The organism is Propionivibrio pelophilus DSM 12018, assembly GCF_059569095.1.
The window spans coordinates 1-20,382 of the sequence record NZ_JCANUT010000065.1; the positions used below are offsets into that span (position 1 = coordinate 1).

At 62.9% G+C, this 20,382-nt stretch carries 19 protein-coding genes; 9 read left to right on the plus strand and 10 right to left on the minus strand.

The window, feature by feature from the left end; all coding sequences use genetic code 11:
* Positions 1-247: 247 nt before the first annotated feature.
* The 4 genes from BO74_RS18300 (at position 248) to BO74_RS18315 (ending at position 4,234) form a co-directional block, all read left to right on the plus strand.
* Positions 248-823, plus strand: a complete 576-nt coding sequence (locus BO74_RS18300) for a TRAP transporter small permease (protein ID WP_496444396.1) — start codon at positions 248-250, stop codon at positions 821-823.
* Between the two features lie 2 nt (positions 824-825).
* Positions 826-2,103 carry a TRAP transporter large permease gene (locus BO74_RS18305; protein ID WP_496444398.1) on the plus strand — a complete coding sequence of 426 codons (1,278 nt, stop codon included), beginning with the start codon at positions 826-828 and terminating at the stop codon, positions 2,101-2,103.
* Positions 2,104-2,168: 65 nt separating this feature from the next.
* Positions 2,169-3,185, plus strand: a complete 1,017-nt coding sequence (locus BO74_RS18310; RefSeq protein WP_496444400.1) for a TRAP transporter substrate-binding protein — start codon at positions 2,169-2,171, stop codon at positions 3,183-3,185.
* Positions 3,186-3,268: 83 nt separating this feature from the next.
* The gene (locus BO74_RS18315) at positions 3,269-4,234 is read left to right on the plus strand and encodes a phosphoglycerate dehydrogenase (RefSeq protein ID WP_496444402.1); all 966 of its coding nucleotides are present in this window, start codon (positions 3,269-3,271) and stop codon (positions 4,232-4,234) included.
* 49 nt (positions 4,235-4,283) lie between these two features.
* On the opposite strand, the gene BO74_RS18320 is transcribed toward BO74_RS18315, so the two are convergent.
* The 4 genes from BO74_RS18320 to BO74_RS18335 form a co-directional block, all read right to left on the minus strand.
* Positions 4,284-5,624 (minus strand): ATP-binding protein, encoded by a 1,341-nt coding sequence (locus BO74_RS18320; RefSeq protein WP_496444404.1) that lies wholly within the window; start codon positions 5,622-5,624, stop codon positions 4,284-4,286.
* Entirely contained in the window at positions 5,621-6,343 is a 723-nt protein-coding gene (locus BO74_RS18325; RefSeq protein ID WP_496444406.1) for a response regulator, read from the minus strand. Before BO74_RS18325 ends, BO74_RS18320 begins: the two co-directional genes overlap by 4 nt.
* A 107-nt stretch (positions 6,344-6,450) precedes the next feature.
* On the minus strand, positions 6,451-7,881 hold the full coding sequence (locus tag BO74_RS18330) for a sensor histidine kinase (protein WP_496444408.1): 1,431 nt from the start codon (positions 7,879-7,881) through the stop codon (positions 6,451-6,453).
* Positions 7,871-8,551: a response regulator gene (locus BO74_RS18335; protein ID WP_496444410.1), complete on the minus strand. Its 681-nt coding sequence runs from the start codon at positions 8,549-8,551 to the stop codon at positions 7,871-7,873. Before BO74_RS18335 ends, BO74_RS18330 begins: the two co-directional genes overlap by 11 nt.
* A gap of 97 nt (positions 8,552-8,648) precedes the next feature.
* On the opposite strand from BO74_RS18335, the gene BO74_RS18340 reads away from it, so the two are divergent.
* The 4 genes from BO74_RS18340 to BO74_RS18355 all read left to right on the plus strand — a co-directional run bounded on the left by BO74_RS18340 (position 8,649) and on the right by BO74_RS18355 (position 13,007).
* The gene (locus BO74_RS18340) at positions 8,649-9,734 is read left to right on the plus strand and encodes an ABC transporter substrate-binding protein (RefSeq protein ID WP_496444412.1); all 1,086 of its coding nucleotides are present in this window, start codon (positions 8,649-8,651) and stop codon (positions 9,732-9,734) included.
* Between the two features lie 143 nt (positions 9,735-9,877).
* Complete coding sequence (locus BO74_RS18345; protein ID WP_496444414.1) at positions 9,878-10,867, plus strand: tripartite tricarboxylate transporter substrate binding protein; 990 nt, start codon at positions 9,878-9,880, stop codon at positions 10,865-10,867.
* Between the two features lie 167 nt (positions 10,868-11,034).
* Positions 11,035-11,508 carry a tripartite tricarboxylate transporter TctB family protein gene (locus BO74_RS18350; RefSeq protein ID WP_496444416.1) on the plus strand — a complete coding sequence of 158 codons (474 nt, stop codon included), beginning with the start codon at positions 11,035-11,037 and terminating at the stop codon, positions 11,506-11,508.
* Positions 11,509-11,522: 14 nt separating this feature from the next.
* Complete coding sequence (locus BO74_RS18355) at positions 11,523-13,007, plus strand: tripartite tricarboxylate transporter permease (protein ID WP_496444418.1); 1,485 nt, start codon at positions 11,523-11,525, stop codon at positions 13,005-13,007.
* A gap of 158 nt (positions 13,008-13,165) precedes the next feature.
* Here the strand turns inward: BO74_RS18355 and ptsP are convergent, their stop codons facing one another.
* From ptsP to BO74_RS18385, 6 genes are all read right to left on the minus strand, one after another.
* Entirely contained in the window at positions 13,166-14,914 is a 1,749-nt protein-coding gene (gene ptsP, locus BO74_RS18360) for a phosphoenolpyruvate--protein phosphotransferase (RefSeq protein WP_496444420.1), read from the minus strand.
* 7 nt (positions 14,915-14,921) lie between these two features.
* Positions 14,922-15,191, minus strand: coding sequence for an HPr family phosphocarrier protein (locus BO74_RS18365; RefSeq protein WP_496444422.1), 270 nt, complete (start codon positions 15,189-15,191; stop codon positions 14,922-14,924).
* A gap of 111 nt (positions 15,192-15,302) precedes the next feature.
* Positions 15,303-16,358, minus strand: coding sequence for an FAD:protein FMN transferase (locus BO74_RS18370; RefSeq protein WP_496444424.1), 1,056 nt, complete (start codon positions 16,356-16,358; stop codon positions 15,303-15,305).
* Positions 16,355-17,338 (minus strand): glutathione synthase, encoded by a 984-nt coding sequence (gene gshB, locus BO74_RS18375; RefSeq protein ID WP_496444426.1) that lies wholly within the window; start codon positions 17,336-17,338, stop codon positions 16,355-16,357. The genes BO74_RS18370 and gshB overlap by 4 nt, the downstream gene beginning before the upstream one ends.
* Before the next feature lie 2 nt (positions 17,339-17,340).
* The gene (gene gshA, locus BO74_RS18380; RefSeq protein WP_496444428.1) at positions 17,341-18,624 is read right to left on the minus strand and encodes a glutamate--cysteine ligase; all 1,284 of its coding nucleotides are present in this window, start codon (positions 18,622-18,624) and stop codon (positions 17,341-17,343) included.
* A 75-nt stretch (positions 18,625-18,699) separates the two neighbouring features.
* Entirely contained in the window at positions 18,700-19,956 is a 1,257-nt protein-coding gene (locus BO74_RS18385; RefSeq protein ID WP_496444430.1) for an Eco57I restriction-modification methylase domain-containing protein, read from the minus strand.
* Positions 19,957-20,158: 202 nt separating this feature from the next.
* Between BO74_RS18385 and BO74_RS18390 the strand changes: the two genes are divergently transcribed.
* Positions 20,159-20,382: transposase family protein (locus BO74_RS18390; protein ID WP_496444432.1), on the plus strand; the 224-nt coding region annotated here is incomplete at its 3' end.

The window sequence follows — 20,382 nt, forward strand, 5'->3', positions numbered from 1 at the left end:
GATGTAACATTGGGATTTTTGGGAATCCTTTTAAGTCAGCGGGTTAGCCAACTTCCGGCGTTCTTGGTTGCCTTATTGGCAATATTGGAACTTCGCTAACTCGATGCAGCAATAAACAAAAGTAACTTGACAGCGCCAAATGTTTCGCCACAAACTACGCAGCTAAATCGTGTCAACCGGAAAATTCAGGGAAATCGGCAGGCCGGTTTGCACGGGTTCGTGAAAAAACTGCGAGGAGTCTTTGTTCATGCAGGATAAACGTTTGTCCGGGGGATGCTTCAAGATCATCGAGATGATTCTCGCCTTATGCATGTTCTCGATGGTCGTCATGGTGTTCGGCAACGTCGTGTTGCGCTATGTCTTCAATTCCGGGATCACCGTTTCGGAAGAAATGTCCCGTTTCGTGTTCGTCTGGATGACCTTCATTGGCGCGATCGTCGCCATGCGCGAAGGTGCGCATCTGGGCGTCGATACCGTGGTCGCCAAGTTGCCGCGCCTCGGCAAGAAAGTCTGCCTGGCAATCAGCGAGCTTCTGATGCTCCTCTGCTGCGTGCTTTTCTTCTGGGGAACGTGGGCGCAGCACGAAGTCAACGCCACCAACATCGCGCCGGTCACCAGCCTCAACATGATCTGGGTTTACGGCATCGGCTACGTCACCAGCATCGGCATCGGCCTGTTGATCATCGACAAGCTGTGGCGACTGGCGACAAACCGGATCACCGACGAGGAACTGGTCCAGGTTCGTGACAGCGAAGAAGAAGCCATCGTGCATGCGACCGCGGACGAGGCTGAGCAACAGGCTGAACGCAAGGCAGGGCAATAATCATGACCATCTCCGTATTCCTTTTTTCCCTCCTGGGCGCGATGGCGCTCGGCATGCCGATTGCCTTCGCCCTGCTCGTTTGCGGCGCCTCGTTGATGCTCATGCAAGGGGGCTTCGACCCGACCATCTTCTCGCAAAAGATCATCGAGGGCACCGACAGTTTTCCGTTGCTGGCGATCCCGTTCTTCCTGCTTTCCGGCGAACTGATGAACGCCGGCGGCATTTCCAAGCGTATCGTCAACTTTGCCTTGGCCTGGGTCGGACACATCCGCGGCGGCCTCGGCCTCGTTGCGATTATGGCGTCGGTAATCATGGCGGCGATGTCGGGGGCGGCCGCAGCCGACGCGGCCGCGCTGGGCTCGTTGCTGATTCCGATGATGCGCAAGGCCGGTTATGACGTAAGAACGGCCGGTGGACTGCTTTCCGCGGGCAGCGTCATCGCACCGGTGATCCCGCCTTCGATCGGCCTGATCGTGTTCGGAGTCATTGCCAACGTGTCGATCGGCAAGCTCTTCCTGGCCGGCATTTTCCCGGGCTTCCTGATGGGGATATCGCTGGTCATTGCCTGGTTCTGGGTCGTGCGCAAGGACAAGATCGACATCCTGCCGCCGATGCCGTTCAAGGAACGGGTGCGGGTCACTCTCGACGGCGTCTGGGCGCTTTTCACGCCGTTCGGGATCATTGGTGGCCTGAAGCTGGGCATCGTTACCCCGACCGAAGCCGGCGTGTTTGCCTGCGTGTATTCGTTCTTCATCGGCAAATTCGTCTACGGCGAACTGAAGTGGGGTGCTGTCTATCCCATCCTCGTGTCAGCCGCGAAGACTACCGCGGTCGTCGTCTTCCTGATCGCCGCGGCCCTGGTGTCAGGCTACCTCATCGCCATTTCAGACGTGCCGGGCGAGGTGAGCAAGCTGCTGCAACCGTTTGTTCACAACAAGATACTGCTGATGTTCGTCATCATGGCACTGGTGGTCATCGTCGGCACGGCGCTGGATTTTGCCCCCACGGTGCTGATCCTGACGCCGGTTCTGATGCCCATCGTCAAGCAGGCCGGCATCGACCCCGTCTATTTCGGCGTGCTGTTCATCATGAACAACGCCATCGGTCTGATCACGCCACCAGTCGGCATCGTGCTCAACGTGATTTGCGGCGTGGCGAAGATCCCGATGGACGGTCTGATGAAAGGCTTGTGGCCGTTCCTGTTCGCCGAGGTCCTGGTGATGTTCGCCATGGTGATCTTCCCCGAGTTGGTGCTGACGCCACTCAGGTGGCTGCTCTGATTTCCGTTTTTTTGACCAACCTGCCGGAACTCACATAAACCGGCAACCCACGAAGGAGAGGGAATATGAACTACGCAAAATTGACTCCCGTTGCCGCTGCCCTGCTGCTCGCCCTGAGCGCCGGTGCCCAGGCCGCTGAAGGGTTCCAGGATCGCACGATCCGCGTCTCCAACGGCGTCAGCGAAGAGCATCCGAACGGTGCCGGCGAGAAAAAGATGGCCCAGTGCGCGGCCGACAAATCCGGCGGCAAGATGAAGATCAAGCTGTTCTGGAACGGTACGCTGGGCAACGAACTGGCGACCATCCAGCAGGTGCGTACCGGCTCGCTGGAAATGGTGCTGGCCTCCCCGGCACCGATCACCGGCATCGTCCCGGAACTCGGCGTACTCGACCTGCCTTTCCTGTTCGACAACGCCATCGAAGCACGCAAGGTGCTCGACGGCAAGATCGGCGACTGGTTCGGCAGCAAGATGGAACCGGCGGGCCTCGTCAATCTGGCCTGGATGGAAAGCGGCTTCCGCCACACCACCAGTTCCAAGCAGCCGATCACCAAGTGGGAAGACTTCCAGGGCATCAAGCTGCGCGTGATGCAGAGCCCGATCTACATCGACACCTTCAAGGCGATGGGGGCCAACGCCGTGCCGATGGCCTTCTCCGAAGTCTACTCGGCACTGGAAATGAAAGCGGTCGATGGCCAGGAAAACCCGGTCAACAACATCGAGAACATGAAGTTCTACGAGGTCCAGAAGTACCTCTCCTTTACCAAGCACTCCTACACCCCGACGCTGGTCATGGTTTCCAAGAAGCTGTGGGACACGCTGTCGTCGGTCGAGCAGAAGACGCTCAAGGATTGCGCCATCGAAGGGCGTGACGTGCAGCGCAAGGCCAACGCCGATGCCGAAACCAAGAGCATCGAGATGATGAAGACCAAGGGCATCGCCGTCAATGATGTCAGCCCGGCCGAACTGCAGCGTATCCGTGACAAGACCAAGCCGGTCAGCGATGCCTACGCGGCCAAGCTGAATCCGGAAGCCGTGTCCATGGTCTTCAACGAGCTGAAGGCCATCCGCGGCACCAAGTAAGTCGCTTCACCGGTGGCTGTCCGTCCGGGCAGCCACCGTGCCCCCCAAGCTTAACGTTACCCCCCGTCCCCCAGGAAGCAGCAATGAACACCGCAAAGAAAATGAAAGTTCTGGTCACCGCGACCAATTACTCCACCCTGTGCGCGGCCGCCAAGCAACTCCTTGAAAGCAGCAACTGCGAAGTGATCGAGAACCCCTTCGGCCGCCCGATGACCTTCGATGAGTTGAAGGGCTACATTCCGGAGATCGACGGCGTCGTCGTCGGTGTCGATACGTGGAACGAAGCGGTGTTCAAGCTCGCGCCGAATCTCAAGGTGCTGGCACGCTTCGGCGTCGGCGTGGACAACATCGACATCGAGAAGGCCCGTGAATTCGGCGTCAAGGTGTGCAACGCCGCCGGCAGGAATGCCAATGCCGTCGCGGAACTGACCATCGGGCTGATCATTTCGGCCATGCGCAACATCCACACCCTGCACCAGACCACCCGTCAGGGCCGCTGGGATCGTTTCGTCGGAGAGGAACTGGTAGGCAGGAAGGTCGGCATCCTCGGGTTCGGCAACATCGCCCAGAAGGTCGCCAGGAAACTGTCGGGCTTCGACGTCGACGTCATCGCCTACGACAAGTACCCGAACCTCGAAGCCGCCAAGAAACTCAACGTTACGATGGTCGGATGGCAGGAGGTTCTCGAACAGTCGGACATCGTCTGCATGCTGTTGCCGAGCATCGCCGAGACGCGGCAGTTCATGAACGAAAAAACCTTCGCGATGATGAAGGACAAGGCCTACTTCATCAACACGGCGCGTGGTGCGCTGGTCGATGAAGCGGCGCTGAAGGTAGCTCTGGAAAGCGGCAAGCTGACCGCGGCCGCCATCGACGTGTACGAGCGCGAGCCGTCGACCATCGACAATCCGCTGTTCAAGGTAGATAACGTCCTGACGACGCCGCACACGGCTGCGGAGACCTACGAGACGTACCACGACATCGGCCTGTTCACCGCGCAGTGCATTCTTGACGTGTTTGCCGGCAAGACGCCGCAGAACCTCCTGTAACGGAATAGACCATCTACCCCGTTCAACGGGTGGGACTGCGAAGGCAGCCTCACCCGTTTTTTTCGTCCTCGCTTTTAGCTGCGGGAAAACGGATGGCGACTTCCAGCCCACCGCCGACGGCATCGCCGAGCGTCAACTCGCCGCCACTCACATCGACGATGCGCCGCACGATCGCCAGCCCCAGGCCACAGCTTCCGCGCGTGGCGCGCGCCGGTTCGATCTGGGTGAAGGCTTCGAAGGCGCGCTCGCGTTCGGTGGCGGGAATGCCGGGGCCGTGATCACGTACGCGCAGGGTAACCGTGCCGGCCCGTTCGACGGCCAGCGCCACTTCGACGGGAGGCGCGCCGTACTGCAGCGCGTTGTCGATCAGGTTGTCGAGCAGGCGCTGCAGGTCGCCGTGAGTGATGGCGACGAGGCTCGCCGCGGCCGGCGCATCGACCGCCATTTCGACAGGCCTGCCAAGCTCGCGTTGCCGTGCAATTTCGTTGCTCACCGCGTCGGCGATCGGCAACGGAGGTGGCGGCTGCCGGGGATTCGTCTCACTGCGCAGGAAAGCCAGGCACTGCTCGACGATGCGTTCCATGTCGAGCGTGTCGCGCTCCAGGCCCTGGCGGTCGGAATCGCTTTCGAGCAACGCCAGGCGTACGCGCAGGCGGGCCAGCGGCGCGCGCAGGTCGTGCGTCAGGCCGGCGAGCATTTCGCGCCGTTCGTCCTCGGCACGGGCCAGTTGCGCCAGCATGGTGTTGTGCCGCTCGGCCAGCCGGCGGACTTCGGAAGGGCCGCTTGGCGTGACCTTCTGCGCGCTGCCTTCGCCGGTCGCCGAGACGGCCTCGCCGAGGCGGCGCAGCGGACGGACGATGCTGCTGACGAAGATGCCCGCGATCACCAGCAACACGGTCAGCGCGATGGCGAGGTTCCACCACAGGTCGTGCGGCAGCTTCTGCGGCTTGAAACGCGGAGCCGGCAGGATCAGCCACCAGCGTTCGCCGCCAGCGTTGAACCCGATCCACAGGCCACTGCGCGGGTCGGGATCCTGGCGCAGGCTGACTTGCTCACGGAGGATATGCCGCAGATCCTTGCCCAGTTCACGGGCAAAGCCGAACTGGGGTACAAGGGGCGGAATTTGCCCCCCGTCGGGTCGTAGTTGCAGCCACTGTTCGTCCGGCTCGGCCATTTCGAGTCGCTGGCGAGCCTCTTCGTCGAGGCCGGGCAGCAGGGTCTGCAACATCCGGATCTGGCCGGCGACATAGCGCGCCGTCCGGTTTTTGTGGTCGATGCCGCGGTTGTCGAGGATCAGAGAGAAGGTCGTGATCTGGGCGACTGCGATCACCGCAACGACCAGCAGCACGGTACGCAGTGCCAGCGAATCAGGGAACAGCCGGAGTTTCACTGTGCGCTCTCGGCAGTCGCTTCGGTGTCGGGCACGAAGACGTAGCCGACGCCCCACACCGTCTGCAGGTAGCGTGGTTTCGCCGGATCGTCCTCGATCAGCCGGCGCAGGCGGTGAATCTGCACGTCGATGGCCCGGTCGAAGGATTCGCTGTCGTCGCCGCGCGTCAGCTCGAGCAGACGTTCACGCTTCATCGGCCGTCCGGGGTTGCTGACCAGCGCGTTGAGCAGGGCGAATTCGCCGCTGGTCAGCGTTACCTCCTGACCGTCGCGCGACAGCTGCCGGGCCGCCCGATCGAAGCGCCACTCGCCAAAACAGAACGGGCCGCCCTGCACCACCGGAACCGCCGTGCTCGGCGTCCCGCGGCGCAGCACCGCTTCGATGCGGGCGACCAGTTCGCGCGGATCGAACGGCTTGCCGACATAGTCGTCGGCGCCCATTTCCAGCCCGATCACGCGATCGACCGGCTCGTCGCGGGCGGTGAGCATGATGATCGGACGCGTCTCGCCGCGCGCGCGCAGCCGCCGGCAGGCAGCGAGCCCGTCCTCGCCGGGCATCATCAGGTCGAGCACGATCAGCTGCGGCTGGTAGCGGTCGAGGAAAGCGTCGAGCTGGCTGGTGTCGGGCAGCAGCAGGGCGTCGAAACCGTGGCGCCCCAGGTAGGTGGCCAGCAGCTGGCGCAGTTCGGGGTCATCATCGACAAGCAGGATCTTTTTCATGGCGGAGTGACAGGTGCAATGCGGGATGAAAACCGGGCCATTCTATGCCGCGCGGCGCGGGCGGAATACGGAGTGAAACAATTCGCAACGGAGAATCGAAATTTCGGCTATTCGGGGCCCGCCGATGCGAGCGGCAGAAGCACCTCGGCCGTCAGGCCGCGCCCTTCCCTGCCCTCCTTTCCATCTCCCAGCAGGATGCGGCCCCGGTGTGCCCAGCAGATCTCGCGGACGATCGCCAGACCCAGGCCGCTGCCATCGGCGTCGCCGCGTCCGAGGATGCGATAAAAGCGCTGGAAGACCTTTTGGCGTTCGGCTTCGGGAATCCCCGGGCCATCGTCGACGACGCGCAGGCGCACGAATTCCGCCGTCTGCGCCAGTTCCACGCTGACGTGGCCATTCTCCGGCGTGTAGCGCAGCGCGTTGTCGATCAGGTTGGAAACCATCTCGCGCAGCATCGTGGCGTTGCCATGGACGAAAGTGCCGCGAGCGACACCGTCGAACGACAGGTCGATATTCTTGCGTAGCGCCAGCGAGGCCAGTTCGCCGGCGATGTCGCAGACCAGTTCGGCGAAATCGAGCCGTTCGAACTCCTGGATCAGCCCGTTGGCCGGCTCGGCGCGAGCCAGCGTCAGCATCTGGTTGGCCATCCGCCGCGTGCCGCGGATGGTGGAGATCAGGCTGCCGAAGGTGCGGCGCATTTCCTCCGGATCGTCCTGGCGCAAACCGTACTCGGCCTGGGTGCCGAGCACCGTCAGCGGGGTGCGGATCTGGTGTGCTGCATCGGCCAGGAAGCGTCGCCGGGCCTCCAGCAAGCGCGCCAGACGCCCCATGTGGAAGTTGATCGCATCGACCAGCGGCAACAATTCGTTCGGCACATTACTGGCTGGAACCGGCGTCAGGTCTTCCTCATTGCGCTGGCGAATGGCATCGCGCAGGTCGAGCAATGGACGAAAGGCGTTCCGGACCACGATCAGGACCAGGAACAGGCCGGCGGTGATCAGCAGCAGTTGCGGCCGCAGGCTGTCGATGAACAGGCTGAAGGCCAGCCGGGTGCGCGCCTCGGTCGTCTCGGCAAAAAGCACGGTTACTGCATCGCCACCAGCCAGTTCCGGATCGTAGAGGCGTTTCGACAACGCCCCCAGACGCACCGACTGGCTGCGGTAGATCGAATCGACGATTTTCGGTTCGTCGCCTTCGCCTTTCAAACCGGGAAACGGCAGGTCGTCGTAACCGGTGATCACGTCACCGGAAGGACCGATGACCGAGTAGAAGACCCGCTCCTGCACGCCCTCCTCGAAAATGTCCAGCGCCGAATACGGAATGTTGACGGTGATGTCGCCTGCCGTGGCGTGGACGCTTTCGGCGATGTTTTTCAGCGAAGCCGCAAGCGAGCGGTCGTAGGCCCGGTTGGCCGCATCGATCGCCCCCTTGTAGAACCACAGCGCATTGAGCGGCAGCAGGATCACGATCGGCAGGATCAGCCCCCAGATTACCCGCTTGCGCAGGCTGAACGAACGCCGTTCGGCGTCAGCCTTCATTGCCGGTGTCGCTCAGCACGTAGCCGAGGCCGCGCAGGGTGCTGACGAAGGCGCCCGATCCCTCCAGCTTCTTGCGCAGGCGGTGGACATAAATCTCGATGGCCTCGATCCGCGCCTCGTCGTCGAAGCTGAAGATCTTTTCGAACAGGACATTGCGCGGTACCGGCTTGCCGAGGCGAGTGACGAGGACTTCCAGCACTGACAACTCGCGCGGCGTGAGCGACAACGGCCGGCGGCCGACCGAAGCTATGCGGTTGGTCGTGTCGAATTCAAGCTGCCCGACGCGGACGGTCGGCATCACGTTGCCGCTGCGCCGCAGCAGCGACTTGATTCGCGCTTCCAGTTCGGCAACCTCGAAAGGCTTGGCCAGATAGTCATCGGCGCCGAGATTCAGCCCCTTGACCTTGTCGTCGAGCGTGGAGCGGGCGGTGAGGATCAGCACCGGCACGCGGGCGGTCTTTTCCTGGGCGCGCAGGTGGCGCAGCACGTCCAGCCCGTCCATTCCGGGCAGCGACAGGTCGAGGATGACGAGGTCGTAGGGCTGGGTGAGCAGGGCGGTCAGCGCGTGCTCGCCGCGCTCGACGACATCGACGACGAAGCCCGACTGGCGCAGGGTCTTGGCCACCCAGATGGAGAGTTCGGCGTGATCTTCGACGAGCAACAGGCGCATGGCGGACGGGAGAAGGAGCGTTTTTCTAGGTTGTCGCAAGAGGGGCGTTTAAGATAACCGGATTTCGGCCGACAGGCCAGATTAGAAAGAGGTGCGAATGTTCGGGAAGGGTCCTTGGCACGGCATCGCGCGCGCGCTGCTCACAACACTCGCCGCTTTCGCTCCGGCCGCGCACGGCGGCACCGTGGTGATCTACGCGGCGGCCGACCTGGAGGTCATCGAGCCGCTGATCGTCGATTTCGAGCAGACGCACCCGCACATCCAGATCGAATACCACGACCTGCAGACCACCGATCTGTACGAGCGTTTCCTGGCTGAGGCCGGTCCGAACGGCCGGGCGGATGTCGTCTGGAGTTCGGCCATGGACCTGCAGATGAAGCTGGTCAACGACGGGCACGCACGACCGCACCGTTCCGACGAGACATCGGCGCTGCCGGGGTGGGCCAAATGGAAGGACGAGGCGTTCGGCACGACCTTCGAGCCGGTATGTTTCGCCTACAACCGGGACAAGCTGACTGCCGAGCATGTGCCGCAGTCACATGCCGAACTGGCAAGGATGCTCCGGGAGAGCCCGGAGCGCTACCGCGACCGGTTGGCGACCTATGATCCGCAACGCTCGGGCCTCGGCTACCTGCTGCATAGCCAGGATCTTGAGGCCAATCCCGTGGTGTTCTGGACCCTGATCGAGGAAATGGCCCGCGTCGGCCTGAGCATCGAGCCGACCACTACCCAGATGCTCGACCGGATCGCCAGCGGCAAGTCCGAGTTGGGATACAACGTCTTGTGCTCCTACGCCAAGGCCCGGAGCAGCCTTGATCCACGCATCGGCAGCGTCATGCCGCGGGACTATACCCTGGTGATGAGCCGCATCGCCTTCATCAGCCGCTACGCGCCGCACCCGGACGAAGCGGAAGAGTGGCTGGACTACGTCCTGTCCAAGCGGGGGCAGACCATACTGAGCCTGATCGGGCTTCATTCGGTACGCAACGATGTCGAAGGTGATTCATCGGCCGCGTCGTTGCGGCGGCGCCTCGGCAAGGCTTTCCGTCCCATCGTGCTCAACACCGGCCTGCTGACCTATATCGATCAAAGCAAGCGAAAACTCTTCCTCGCGCAATGGGACGCGATGCTCGACGCAGCCTCGGCCAAGGATGGCGACAACCGGCGTCTGCCAAGGAAATAAGCAACTCCCCTACGCGTATCTGAAAGATTGTTGAAAGGTCGATCAGATAGATTGGCGTCTCATCCCGGCGGAGGGGCCGGCAAGCAGCATTGCCGAGTCGATCGCCGGTGGGTGAAACCCCGTTTTTATGGAGGAACAAACGCATGAACAAGAAATGGACATTGCTGGGTGGATTGCTTGCTTCGATCGTCATGGCCGGCTCGGCGGGCGTGGCATCTGCGGCAGACTGGAAACCGACCAAGCCGATCGAGATCATTGCGCCGGCAGGCCCGGGCGGTGGCTGGGATCTTCTGGCACGCACCGTGCAGAAGGCGCTCACCGAAGAGAAGCTGGTCGATCAGCCGGTGCTGGTGACCAACAAGCCGGGCGGCGGCGGTGCCGCGGGCTGGAACTACCTGAAGGGCAAATCCGGCCAGGGCGAGTTCCTGGCGGCGAACTCGCCGCTGATCCTGCAGAACAACATCCTTGGCAAGAGCGATCTGACCTACAAGGACTTCTACATGCTCGGCAACCTGATGGCGGAATGGGAAGTCATCGCGGTCAAGGCCGACGCGCCCTGGAAGAACGGCAAGGAATTCTTCGAAGCAATGAAGAAGGATCCGACCACCATGCACGTCGGCGTCGGTCCGGCGCTCGGCAACGATGACCACATCCAGATGCTGATGCTGGCCAAGGCCTACGGCGTCGATCCGAAGTCGGTCAAGTTCGTCGTCTATCCGAAGACGGCGTCCGAGCAGATTCCGGCGCTGCTGGGCGGCCACATCAAGGCCATCACCATCAGCCTGGGTGAGACGATCGAGCAGGTCAAGGCCGGCAAGATCCGCATCATCGGCGTGAGCTCGGAGAAACGCGTCGACGTGATCAAGGACGTGCCGACCTGGAAGGAACAGGGCGTCGACTTCGTCTTCCCGCACTGGCGTGGCATCCAGGCCGCCCCCGGCCTGTCGGCGGAACAGAAGAAGTTCTGGGACGACACCATCGCCAAGATGGTGCAGACGCCGACCTGGAAGAAGGCCCTGGAGAATCTCGACTGGGATTCGTACTACCAGAACAGCGCCGACTACGAGAAGTTCCTGGCCAAGCAGGATGAAGAGATGAAGGGCAGCCTGAAGGCGGTCGGTCTCGTCAAGTAACTCGTCTCACGCAGTTTCCTGCCGGTGCATGCCGTGCGCCCGCCAATCCGGGCGGATGCATGGCATGCCGTCAAACGGCACCAAAACAGTTTTCCCGGAATCGCTTAGCGGTGTGCCGCACATCCGACACACCCGGCATTGTTGCATCCAAGGAGGGAGTTTCGAGGATGACAAAGAATCTTACATCTGGAATTTTGGCGGTAGTGATCGGCCTGGCCTATCTGGTCGGGACGTTCAACATACCGGTTTTCGACGCGGCCGACGAAGTCGGTCCGCGGGCCTTTCCGTTCCTGATCGCGGCGATCGTGATCATTTGCGGTGCCGCGTTGATCATCAACGACCTGCGCAGCAGCGAACGCAAACCCTTCTCGTGGGGCTTCGCCGCGAACAGCGGCGTGTGGCTCAGAATCCTCGCCACGATCGTCATCGGCATCACCTTCGGCCTCGTGCTGGATTCGCTCGGCTATCTCATCGCCATGTTCCTGTTCATGCTGCTGGTGTCCTCGATGATCAACGTCGGGCGGCTCAAGCAGAACCTGATCATCGCCGTGACCTTCTCGCTCGTTTCATTCATCGCTTTCGCCGTCATCCTCAAGCTCAGCCTCCCGCGCGGCCTGCTTAGCGGCTTCCTTCCCTTCTGACGGAGACGAGATCCATGGACGCAATCTTTCACAACCTGATGCTGGGCCTCGACGTGGCCCTGACACCGATGAACATCATGTGGGTGTTCATCGGCGGCCTGCTCGGCACCGTCATCGGCATGCTTCCCGGCCTCGGCCCGGCGACCGGCGTCGCCGTGCTCATTCCGATCACCTACGGCATGAACCCCGGCACGGCGCTGATCACCATGTGTGCCGTCTATTACGGCGCGATGTTTGGCGGCTCGCGGGCCTCGATCATGATCAACACCCCGGGCGACGCCTCGGCGATCGTGACCTGCTTCGACGGCTATCCGATGGCCAAGAGCGGGCGCGCGGGCACGGCGCTCGCCGTTTCGGCGATCGCCTCGTTCGTCGGCGGCATGATCGGGATGATCGGCCTGATCTTCCTGACCGAACCGGTCGCCTCCTTCGCCCTGCAGTTCGGCCCGGCCGAGAAGTTCTCGCTGATGCTCTTCGCGCTGACGGCGACGATCACCCTGTCCGAGGGATCCATCCTCAAGGGCTTCATCGCCATGGGCCTGGGCTTCATGATGTCGACCATCGGCATGGACGCGCAGTCGGGCTCCGACCGTTTCCTGATGGGCATCGAGGATCTCCGCGACGGCATCGACTTCCTGGTCATCATGATCGGCTTCTACGCCGTGACCGAGGTCTTCAAGAACTTCGGCGACCTGGAAAAGCAGTACGACGTTGATGCCAAGTCGATCGGCAAGGTTTGGCTCAAGTGGTCCGAGTTCAAGGCCTCGATCATGCCGATGCTGCGCAGCTCTCCGATGGGCTTCCTCGTCGGCGTGCTGCCCGGCGCGGGCGGCACAATTGCCACCTTCCTCTCCTATGCCATCGAAAAATCGGTCAGCAAGAAGCCGGAGGAATTCGGCAAGGGTGCCATCGAAGGGCTGGCTGGACCGGAATCGGCGAACAACGCCTGTTCCTGTGGCGCACTGGTGCCGCTGTTGACCCTCGGCATCCCCGGTTCGGGAACCACCGCGGTCATGCTCGGCGCGCTGATGATGCTCGGCGTCCGGCCGGGTCCGGTGCTCTTTGAACAGCACCCGGAAGTGGCCTGGGGCGTCATCGCCTCGATGCTGGTCGGCAACGTCGTCCTGCTGCTGATCAACCTGCCGCTGGCCGTGCCCCTGGTCCAGCTGCTCAAGATCCCGCAGCGCATCATGCTGCCGCTGGTGCTCGGCATGGGTTTCATGGGCACGTACTTCCTGAACTACAGCTCGTTCGACTTCATCCTGGTGTCGGTCAGCGCGCTCGGCGGCTACATGCTGTCGAAGCTGTCGATCCCGATCCCGCCGCTGGTGCTGGCGTTGATCCTCGGGGGCATGACCGAGCAGTCGTACCGCAACGCCCTGACGATCGCCAACGGTTCGGCCGGCATCTTCGTCGAGAAGCCGATCTCGCTGACCTTCCTGGTCATGGCCGTCGTCTCGCTGATCTATGCGCTGAAGAAGCACAGGAAGAGCGCGTAAGCAACACGTCACGCCTTCCGAAAACCCCGGCATCGTCCGGGGTTTTTTCGTTAAGGAAGTGCAGATTTATTGAAGATTCGTCATTCCAGCCCAAGCCTCAACGAACTGAACCCCGGCCTTCGCCGGGGTGACGAATATTTCAGCGTTGCCTTGAACTCTTACTGCTGCCAGGCGTTGAGTCGCTCGATCTGTTCCTCGATCCTGGCTGATTCTTCCAGCCGGATGATCTTCCGGACAATCGGTTCGATTTCCGAAATGTCGCTCTGCTTGATGCGCTGCTTGACCGCCGGAATCTGCGCCGGAAACATCGAGAACTGCCGCAAACCCATCCCCAACAGCAGGCGGGTGAAGGCCGGATCGCCGGCCATCTCGCCGCACATCGAGACGGGAATGCCGGCCTTTTCGGCGCTGCCGATGATGTGCGACAGCAGCATCAGGATCGCCGGGTGCAGCGGATCGTAGAGATTGGCCACCTGTTCGTCGGTACGGTCGATGGCCAGCGTGTACTGGATCAGGTCGTTGGTGCCGATCGACAGGAAGTTCAGGCGACGCAGAAAGACGCCGACAGCCAGGGCCGCGGCGGGCACTTCGATCATGCCGCCGACCTCGATGCTCTCGTCGAAGGCGATTTTCTGTCCGCGCAGGCTGGACTTGGCCTGTTCCACGGCCGCCAGCGTCTGATCGACCTGGAAGGCGTGCGAGAGCATCGGGACCAGGATCTTCACCTTGCCGAACTTCGACGCGCGCAGGATGGCGCGCAACTGGGCCTGGAAAACCTTCGGTTCGGCGAGCGAGAGACGGATCGAGCGCAGGCCGAGCGCCGGGTTGTCGCGCCGACGCTCCTCGGCGAGATCCTCGGAGATCATCTGCTTGTCGTTGCCCAGGTCGAAGGTGCGGATGATCAGCGGGCGGCCTTCCATGCCCTTGACCGCCTTGCGGTAGGCTTCGAACTGCTCGTCCTCGCTCGGCATGTCGCCGCGCCCGAGAAAGATGAATTCCGTACGGAACAGACCGACGCCATCGGCGCCGCTTTCGATGACGGCCTCGACGTCCTCCGGCTCCTCGATGTTCGCCAGGAGGTCGATCTTGACCTTGTCGAGCGTCGTGGCGCGCGCGGTCTTGAGCAGCTTGAGCTTCGATTTCTCGATTTCGTACTGGCTGCGGCGCAACTCGTATTCTTCGAGGATGCGCCGATCGGGATTGACGATGACCACGCCGCGCGTGCCGTCGACGATCAGCGTCTCCTTGTCGTGAATCAGCGCCCGTGCATTGTGCAGGCCGAGTACCGCCGGGATACCCATGCCGCGCGCCAGAATCGCCGTGTGCGAGGTGGCGCCGCCGACATCGGTGACGAAGGAGGCGAAGTTCTGGTCCTTGAAGGCCATTACGTCGGCGGGCGACAGGTCGTGCGCGACGACGATCAGGTTCTCGCCCTTGATGCCCTTCAACCGCGCCCCGACGTGGTCGGGATGTTCGCTCAGTTCACGAACGACGCGCTCGACGGCCTGACGGACGTCATAGCTGCGCTCGCGCAGGTACTGATCCTCGACGTGCTCGAACTGTTCGACCAGCACTTCCATCTGTTGCACGATGGCCCACTCGGCGTTGCAGCGACGCTCGCGGATGATCTGCTTGGGAACTTCCGACAGCTCCGGATCCTCCAGGATCATGCGGTGCAGGTCGATGAAGGCGCGCATGTCGGCCGGCGACTTCTCCAGGCTGCCCTTCATCGCGGCGAATTCGGCGCGAACGCTCTGCATGGCCGCCTCGAAGCGCGCGATTTCCTTTTCCACCATGCGCGGGGCGATGACCAGGTGCGAGACCTCCAGGGTCGCCTGCGAGATCAGGTGCGCCTGGCCGATGGCGATGCCGCCCGACACCGCCAGCCCGTGCAGGGTGAAGCTCATGGCCGGCTTACTCTCCTTCACCGAACTTGTCCGCGATCAGCTTGAGGATGGCGTCGAGCGCCTCCTGCTCGTCGTCGCCGGTGGTTTCGATCACCACGGTCGATCCCTTGCCGGCGGCCAGCATCATCACGCCCATGATGCTCTTCGCGTTGATCCGGCGCGATCCCTTTTCCATCCAGATGTCGGAATCGAAACTCCCGGCCAGCTGGGTCAGTTTGGCCGATGCCCGGGCGTGCAGGCCCAGTTTATTGACGATTTCTGTTTCAGCGCGTGCCATGCGGAATTCCTGTCGGTCGGTAAATGATGCGTTGGGGAGCGTCGTTCATTCGTCGTTCATTTTAAGGGATTCCCGGCGATGCGGGCCAGACGCAACACGCATTTGCAACGCTCATATGGCCGGCGGTGGCGTGATTTCACGCAACGCCGGTTTGTCCCCCGGGAAATCCAGCCGTTCGCGCATTTTTGCGCTGACCTCGACCCGGCCGTCGGCGGCGACACGCAGAACGTGGTCGACCTCCAACCGGGCGGCCAGTTGCGACCAGCGCTCGCCGGCGATGAACAGCGGTTTCGAGGCGACGTCGGACAGCGTCCCGGCCGCCTGACGCGGCGTAATCAGCACGGTGAGCGCCTGCGTGTGGGTTACGGGTTCGCCAGCGCGCGGGTCGAGCAGGTGACAATAGCGTTTGCCGTCGAGTTCGAAGTAGCGCTGGTAATCGCCAGAGGTGCCAATCGCCTCACCATCGCGCAGTTGCAGCGTGGCCAGCGGTCCGGGCTGGCGCGGATGCTGGATGCCGACGCTCCACGGCGTGCCGTTCTTGCTGCCGAGGGCCATCACGTTGCCGCCGATGTTGACCAGCGCGTTTTCCACGCCGTGTTCGCGCAGGATGGCGGTGGCGCGGTCGAGGGCATAGCCTTTCAGATAGCCCCCAAGGTCGATGGCGACCTGACGTGAACGACTGCCGACGCGATCGCCGTCGATCGTCAGGTCGGCAATACCCGCCGGGCGCGCCCGCCAGGCGGCGAGTTGGTCCGCGTCGGGAAGCGCCGCCTTGTACTCGTCGGAGTGGAAGCCCCAGAGACGGATAAGCTTGCCGATTCCCGGGTCGAACAATCCTTCGCCGAGCGCCGAAAGGCGCTGCGCATCGCGCAGCAGGCTGAGCATTTCACTGCTGACCTTCAGCGTCTTCCCCTCGGCGACGGCGTTGTTGAGATCGTTGAGTTCGGAAGGACGCCAGGCGTGATAGGTACGGTGCAGGCGGTCGAATTCGCGCAGTACCGCCGAGGCGGCCGGCCGCGCCTGCGCTTCGTCAAGGCCAGCGACGAGGATTTCGACGCGCGTACCGAAGACGAAGGATTCCTGGTGATGCACCGGCGCCTTGCCGCAGGCCGAAAGGAACAGCAGTGCAAGCCCGAGAAGGGCGGAAGCCAGGGCGGTGCGGCTCACGTCTCCTCGTCGCCCTCCGGGCGCGGTTCCGTTGTGCCGCCACAGGCGGCCTCGACGGCCTTGATGAACATCGCGGCGGCGTCGAAACCGGTCTGCTGGCGGATTTCGACCATACAGGTCGGGCTGGTGACGTTGATCTCGGTAAGCCAGTCGCCGATCACGTCGATGCCGACGAAGAGCAGGCCGCGCGCCGCGAGCACCGGCGCCAGCGCTTCGGCGATCTCCCGGTCGCGCGCGCTCAGCGGTCGCGCTTCGCCCCGGCCGCCGGCAGCGAGATTGCCGCGCGTCTCGCCGGCCATCGGGATGCGCGCCAGGCAGTACGGCACGACGTCGCCGCCGATGATCAGGATGCGCTTGTCGCCCTGGGTGATCTCCGGGATGAAGCGTTGCGCCATGATCGTCCGCCGGCCGTTGTGGGTCAGCGTCTCGATGATCACGTTGCGGTTGGGATCGTCGTCGCGCACGCGGAAGATCTGGCTGCCGCCCATGCCGTCGAGCGGCTTGAGTACGGTGTCGCGGTGGGTGCCGATGAACTCCTTGATGATGCTGGCCTCACGGGCAACCAGCGTCGGCACGGCGAATTGCGCGAACTCGGCGACGGCGAGCTTCTCCGAGTGGTCGCGCAGGGCGCGCGGACTGTTGAAGATGCGTGCTCCGTCGGCTTCGGCCCGTTCCAGCAGCCAGGTGCTGGTCACGTACTCCATGTCGAACGGCGGGTCCTTGCGCATGATCACCGCGTCGAATCCGCGCAGCGGACCGATCATCGCCTCCCCTTCGACGTACCAGTCGGAATCGGTTTCGAGCAGCACAAGGTGGGTGGCTTCGGCGCAGACACCGTGTTGCGTGGTCCAGTGCAGCGACGGCTGCTGGATCGACCACACCGAATGGCCCGCCGCCTGCGCCGCGCGCATCATGGCGATACTGGAATCCTTGTAGGGCTTGAGTTCGTCGAGCGGGTCAACGATGAAGGCGATGCGCATGCTCACTCCTCCTGCGGTTCGGTACGTTCGAGTTCCAGTGACGCAGCCAGCAGCGCCAGGCGGGCGACGACGCCGTAGGCGTAGAAGCGGTTCGGCGCGGCGTCCGGCGTCAGGCAGCAATCGGGCAGCGAACAGCTGGTTTCGAACGCCAGCGGCTCGAAGTGCATTCCGGGGGCGTTGAGGTTTTCGTCGTTGCCACGCCCGGTATGGACACGGTAGAAACCGCCGACCACGTAGCGGTCGATCATGTACACCACCGGCTCGGCGACGCCGTCGGAAACCTGCTCGCGGGTATGCACGCCTTCCTGGATGATCACCTGCGAGACGCTCGCCCCTTCCTTGATCACCGACATCTTGTTGCGCTGGCGGCGGTTCAGGCCGATGACTTCGGAGGCGTCCTTGACCGTCATCACGCCCATGCCGTAGGTGCCGGCGTCGGCCTTGACCACCACGTAGGGCGTATCGTCGATGCCGTACTCCTTGTATTTCTCGCGAATCAGGGTCAGCACGCCGTTGACGTTCGCGGCGAGGCAATCCTCGCCCTGCCGCTCATGGAAATCGATGCTGTCACAGACCGAGAAATAAGGGTTGATCTGCCAGGGGTCGATGCCGACCAGCCGGGCGAACTCGCTGGCTACCTCGTCGTAGGCCGTGAAGTGATTCGACTTGCGGCGCGTTGCCCAGCCGGCGTGCAACGGCGGCAGGATGAACTGCTCGTTGAGGTTCTGCAGGATTTCCGGAATGCCGGCGGTCAGGTCGTTGTTGAGCAGGACGGCGCAGGGGTCGAAGTCGGCGAGGCCGATCCGGTAGCGCGTGCGCAGCAGCGGTTCGAGCAGTAGCGTGCCACCATCCGGCAACTCGACCGGGGTCGGCTTGTCGATTTCCGGCAGCAGCGAGCCGACCCGCACGTTCAGCCCGGTCATGCGCAGGATGGTCACCAGTTGCGCGACGTTCTGCAGGTAGTAGCGGTTGCGCGTGTGGTTCTCGGGGATCAGCAGCAGGCTTTTGGCCATCGGGCAGATCTTGTCGATCGCCGTCATCGCCGCCTGCACGCACAGCGGCAGGAAGGCCGAGTTGAGATTGTTGAAGCCGCCGGGGAACAGGTTCATGTCCACCGGCGCCAGCTTGAAGCCGGCATTGCGCAGGTCCACCGAGCCGTAGAACGGCGGCGTGTGCTCCTGCCACTTGCCGCGCAGCCAGCGCTCGATGTCCGGCGTGGCGTCGAGGAATTTCTTTTCCAGTTCGAGCAATGGCCCGGTCAGGGCCGTCGTCAGGCGAGGAACCATTTTGCATCTCCTTCCAGTCCGGCGAGGGAACGTCCCGGGCCGGCGCTTCGAACGGCAAGCGTCAGAAGCGGTTCTTCAGTTTATCCCACCAGCTCTGTTCGCCGGGGGCAGAAAGGAACGAAAGACCTTGGGCAAGGGCGTTTGTTCAAGGCTGCGCTGGGTGAACAGGAAGCGGCCGTCGCAGACAAAACCGAGATCGGCCCAGTCGACCGCATTGAGCGCGGCCGCCAGCGCATGCACATCGACATGGGGCGCCTTGGGGAAAATTGCAAGTACGGCACCGTCGTAGTTGGGGCAATCATGGACGAAAAAGGGCTGCGACCGGCGTGTCTTGTTGTTCACGTAAACCCGGGGAAGCTCCGACTGGTAGTAGCCCCGCCCCCACTGCCACCAGTTCGTCTCGTCGTAACTGCGGATGCGGCGGGCCAGCAGGCGTTCCTTGTGCGGGAGCAGCGCCTGCGGCGCGGGTTGCCCCGCTTCGCACCAGATCATCCGCCGCGTCTTGCCATCGGCGGCCGAACTCGAACAGACGAAATCGCGGTTGCCGTATTGATCGCTGGTATAGATCTCGTCGGCCCCGGAAACGGCGCCGACCTTGACGAAGGCGATATCGGAGAGATGCAGCGGGTAGTCGCCGCGGGTGAACAGCAGGTGACCGCCGCTCTCGATGAAGCGGCGCGTTTCCCAGCGCGGCGCCTGCACGCCGGCAACGCCGTCGCCCTGCTCCAGCGCGGCAAAGCGCGTCGTGCGCGACAGGTCGCCCTTCTGAAAACGCCAGATCGCGCAGTTCGGCGTCGCGTCGTCGAACAGGTGCGTGTCGCCGAGATCGATGAAGTCGGTGATCGTCCCGGCGGCGAAGAGCAGGCGGTTGAGCGGCACGGCCGAGGTCGCCTTGAGCAGGTCGCGCGGGGTGATGAAGATCAGTTCGCCGCCGGGTTCGAGGAGACGCAGGCACTTCTCGATGAAGAACAGGTAAAGATTGGCCCGGCCGTCGAGCACCGTGTTGCGCGCCAGTCGCTGCGTGCCGGGGTCGATGTCCTGGTAGCGGACGTAGGGTGGATTGCCGATGATCGTGGCGAAGCGCTCGTCGTCGGACAACTCGAAGAAATTCATCACCTCTGCACCGGGTGGCGCATGCCGCGGATCGACCTCGATACCGAGTGCGCCGGGGAAATGCCGGAGGAAAGCGCCGTCGCCGCAGGCCGGTTCGAGCACGCGCCCGCGGTTGCGTACCAGGGCTCGCATGCAGTCCACGATGACCGGCGGCGTGAACACCTGCCCGAGGGCGGCTACGTCGTAGTCGTCGCGTAAAGCGGTGGAAACGGCAGGCATGCGAGGAGAAGGCGCGTGGTCGATCGCCGGAGTATACCCCCTTCCAATGCTACGCCACGAGCGAGCGGGCGTTCCAGCACGGCAATCGCTTACGCAAATGTCGTAAACCCGCAGAAAAAGTCGTTTACGATCAGACAGATACAACAACCTATTGTAAACACTGAAGAAATATCGTCTACTCTCGTATTTTTCGAGCGTAACGATGACCCTGCTGTCGATCTTTTCCCGCCTGAAAGACCCGCGTCGCGGGCCAGCCAAACGCTATGGCCTGAGCGAGATTCTGGTGATGGCGATCTGCGCTGTATTGTGTGGTGCGGATGACTGGGTCGAAGTCGCCGACTGGTGCGAAGACGAAGAGGCCTGGCTCAAGAGCTTTCTTGAGCTCCCGCATGGCACGCCCTCGCATGACACCTTTGGCGATGTGTT

What these genes read in the sequence shown, in the direction of transcription:
- BO74_RS18365 (WP_496444422.1), bottom strand. Translation starts at nt 15,191, where the DNA reads ATGGCACGCGCTGAAACAGAAATCGTCAATAAACTGGGCCTGCACGCC.
- BO74_RS18330 (WP_496444408.1), bottom strand. Translation starts at nt 7,881, where the DNA reads ATGAAGGCTGACGCCGAACGGCGTTCGTTCAGCCTGCGCAAGCGGGTA.
- BO74_RS18385 (WP_496444430.1), bottom strand. Translation starts at nt 19,956, where the DNA reads ATGCCTGCCGTTTCCACCGCTTTACGCGACGACTACGACGTAGCCGCC.
- BO74_RS18315 (WP_496444402.1), top strand. Translation starts at nt 3,269, where the DNA reads ATGAACACCGCAAAGAAAATGAAAGTTCTGGTCACCGCGACCAATTAC.
- gshA (WP_496444428.1), bottom strand. Translation starts at nt 18,624, where the DNA reads ATGGTTCCTCGCCTGACGACGGCCCTGACCGGGCCATTGCTCGAACTG.
- BO74_RS18305 (WP_496444398.1), top strand. Translation starts at nt 826, where the DNA reads ATGACCATCTCCGTATTCCTTTTTTCCCTCCTGGGCGCGATGGCGCTC.
- BO74_RS18335 (WP_496444410.1), bottom strand. Translation starts at nt 8,551, where the DNA reads ATGCGCCTGTTGCTCGTCGAAGATCACGCCGAACTCTCCATCTGGGTG.
- gshB (WP_496444426.1), bottom strand. Translation starts at nt 17,338, where the DNA reads ATGCGCATCGCCTTCATCGTTGACCCGCTCGACGAACTCAAGCCCTAC.
- BO74_RS18355 (WP_496444418.1), top strand. Translation starts at nt 11,523, where the DNA reads ATGGACGCAATCTTTCACAACCTGATGCTGGGCCTCGACGTGGCCCTG.
- ptsP (WP_496444420.1), bottom strand. Translation starts at nt 14,914, where the DNA reads ATGAGCTTCACCCTGCACGGGCTGGCGGTGTCGGGCGGCATCGCCATC.
- BO74_RS18325 (WP_496444406.1), bottom strand. Translation starts at nt 6,343, where the DNA reads ATGAAAAAGATCCTGCTTGTCGATGATGACCCCGAACTGCGCCAGCTG.
- BO74_RS18340 (WP_496444412.1), top strand. Translation starts at nt 8,649, where the DNA reads ATGTTCGGGAAGGGTCCTTGGCACGGCATCGCGCGCGCGCTGCTCACA.
- BO74_RS18310 (WP_496444400.1), top strand. Translation starts at nt 2,169, where the DNA reads ATGAACTACGCAAAATTGACTCCCGTTGCCGCTGCCCTGCTGCTCGCC.
- BO74_RS18345 (WP_496444414.1), top strand. Translation starts at nt 9,878, where the DNA reads ATGAACAAGAAATGGACATTGCTGGGTGGATTGCTTGCTTCGATCGTC.
- BO74_RS18350 (WP_496444416.1), top strand. Translation starts at nt 11,035, where the DNA reads ATGACAAAGAATCTTACATCTGGAATTTTGGCGGTAGTGATCGGCCTG.
- BO74_RS18300 (WP_496444396.1), top strand. Translation starts at nt 248, where the DNA reads ATGCAGGATAAACGTTTGTCCGGGGGATGCTTCAAGATCATCGAGATG.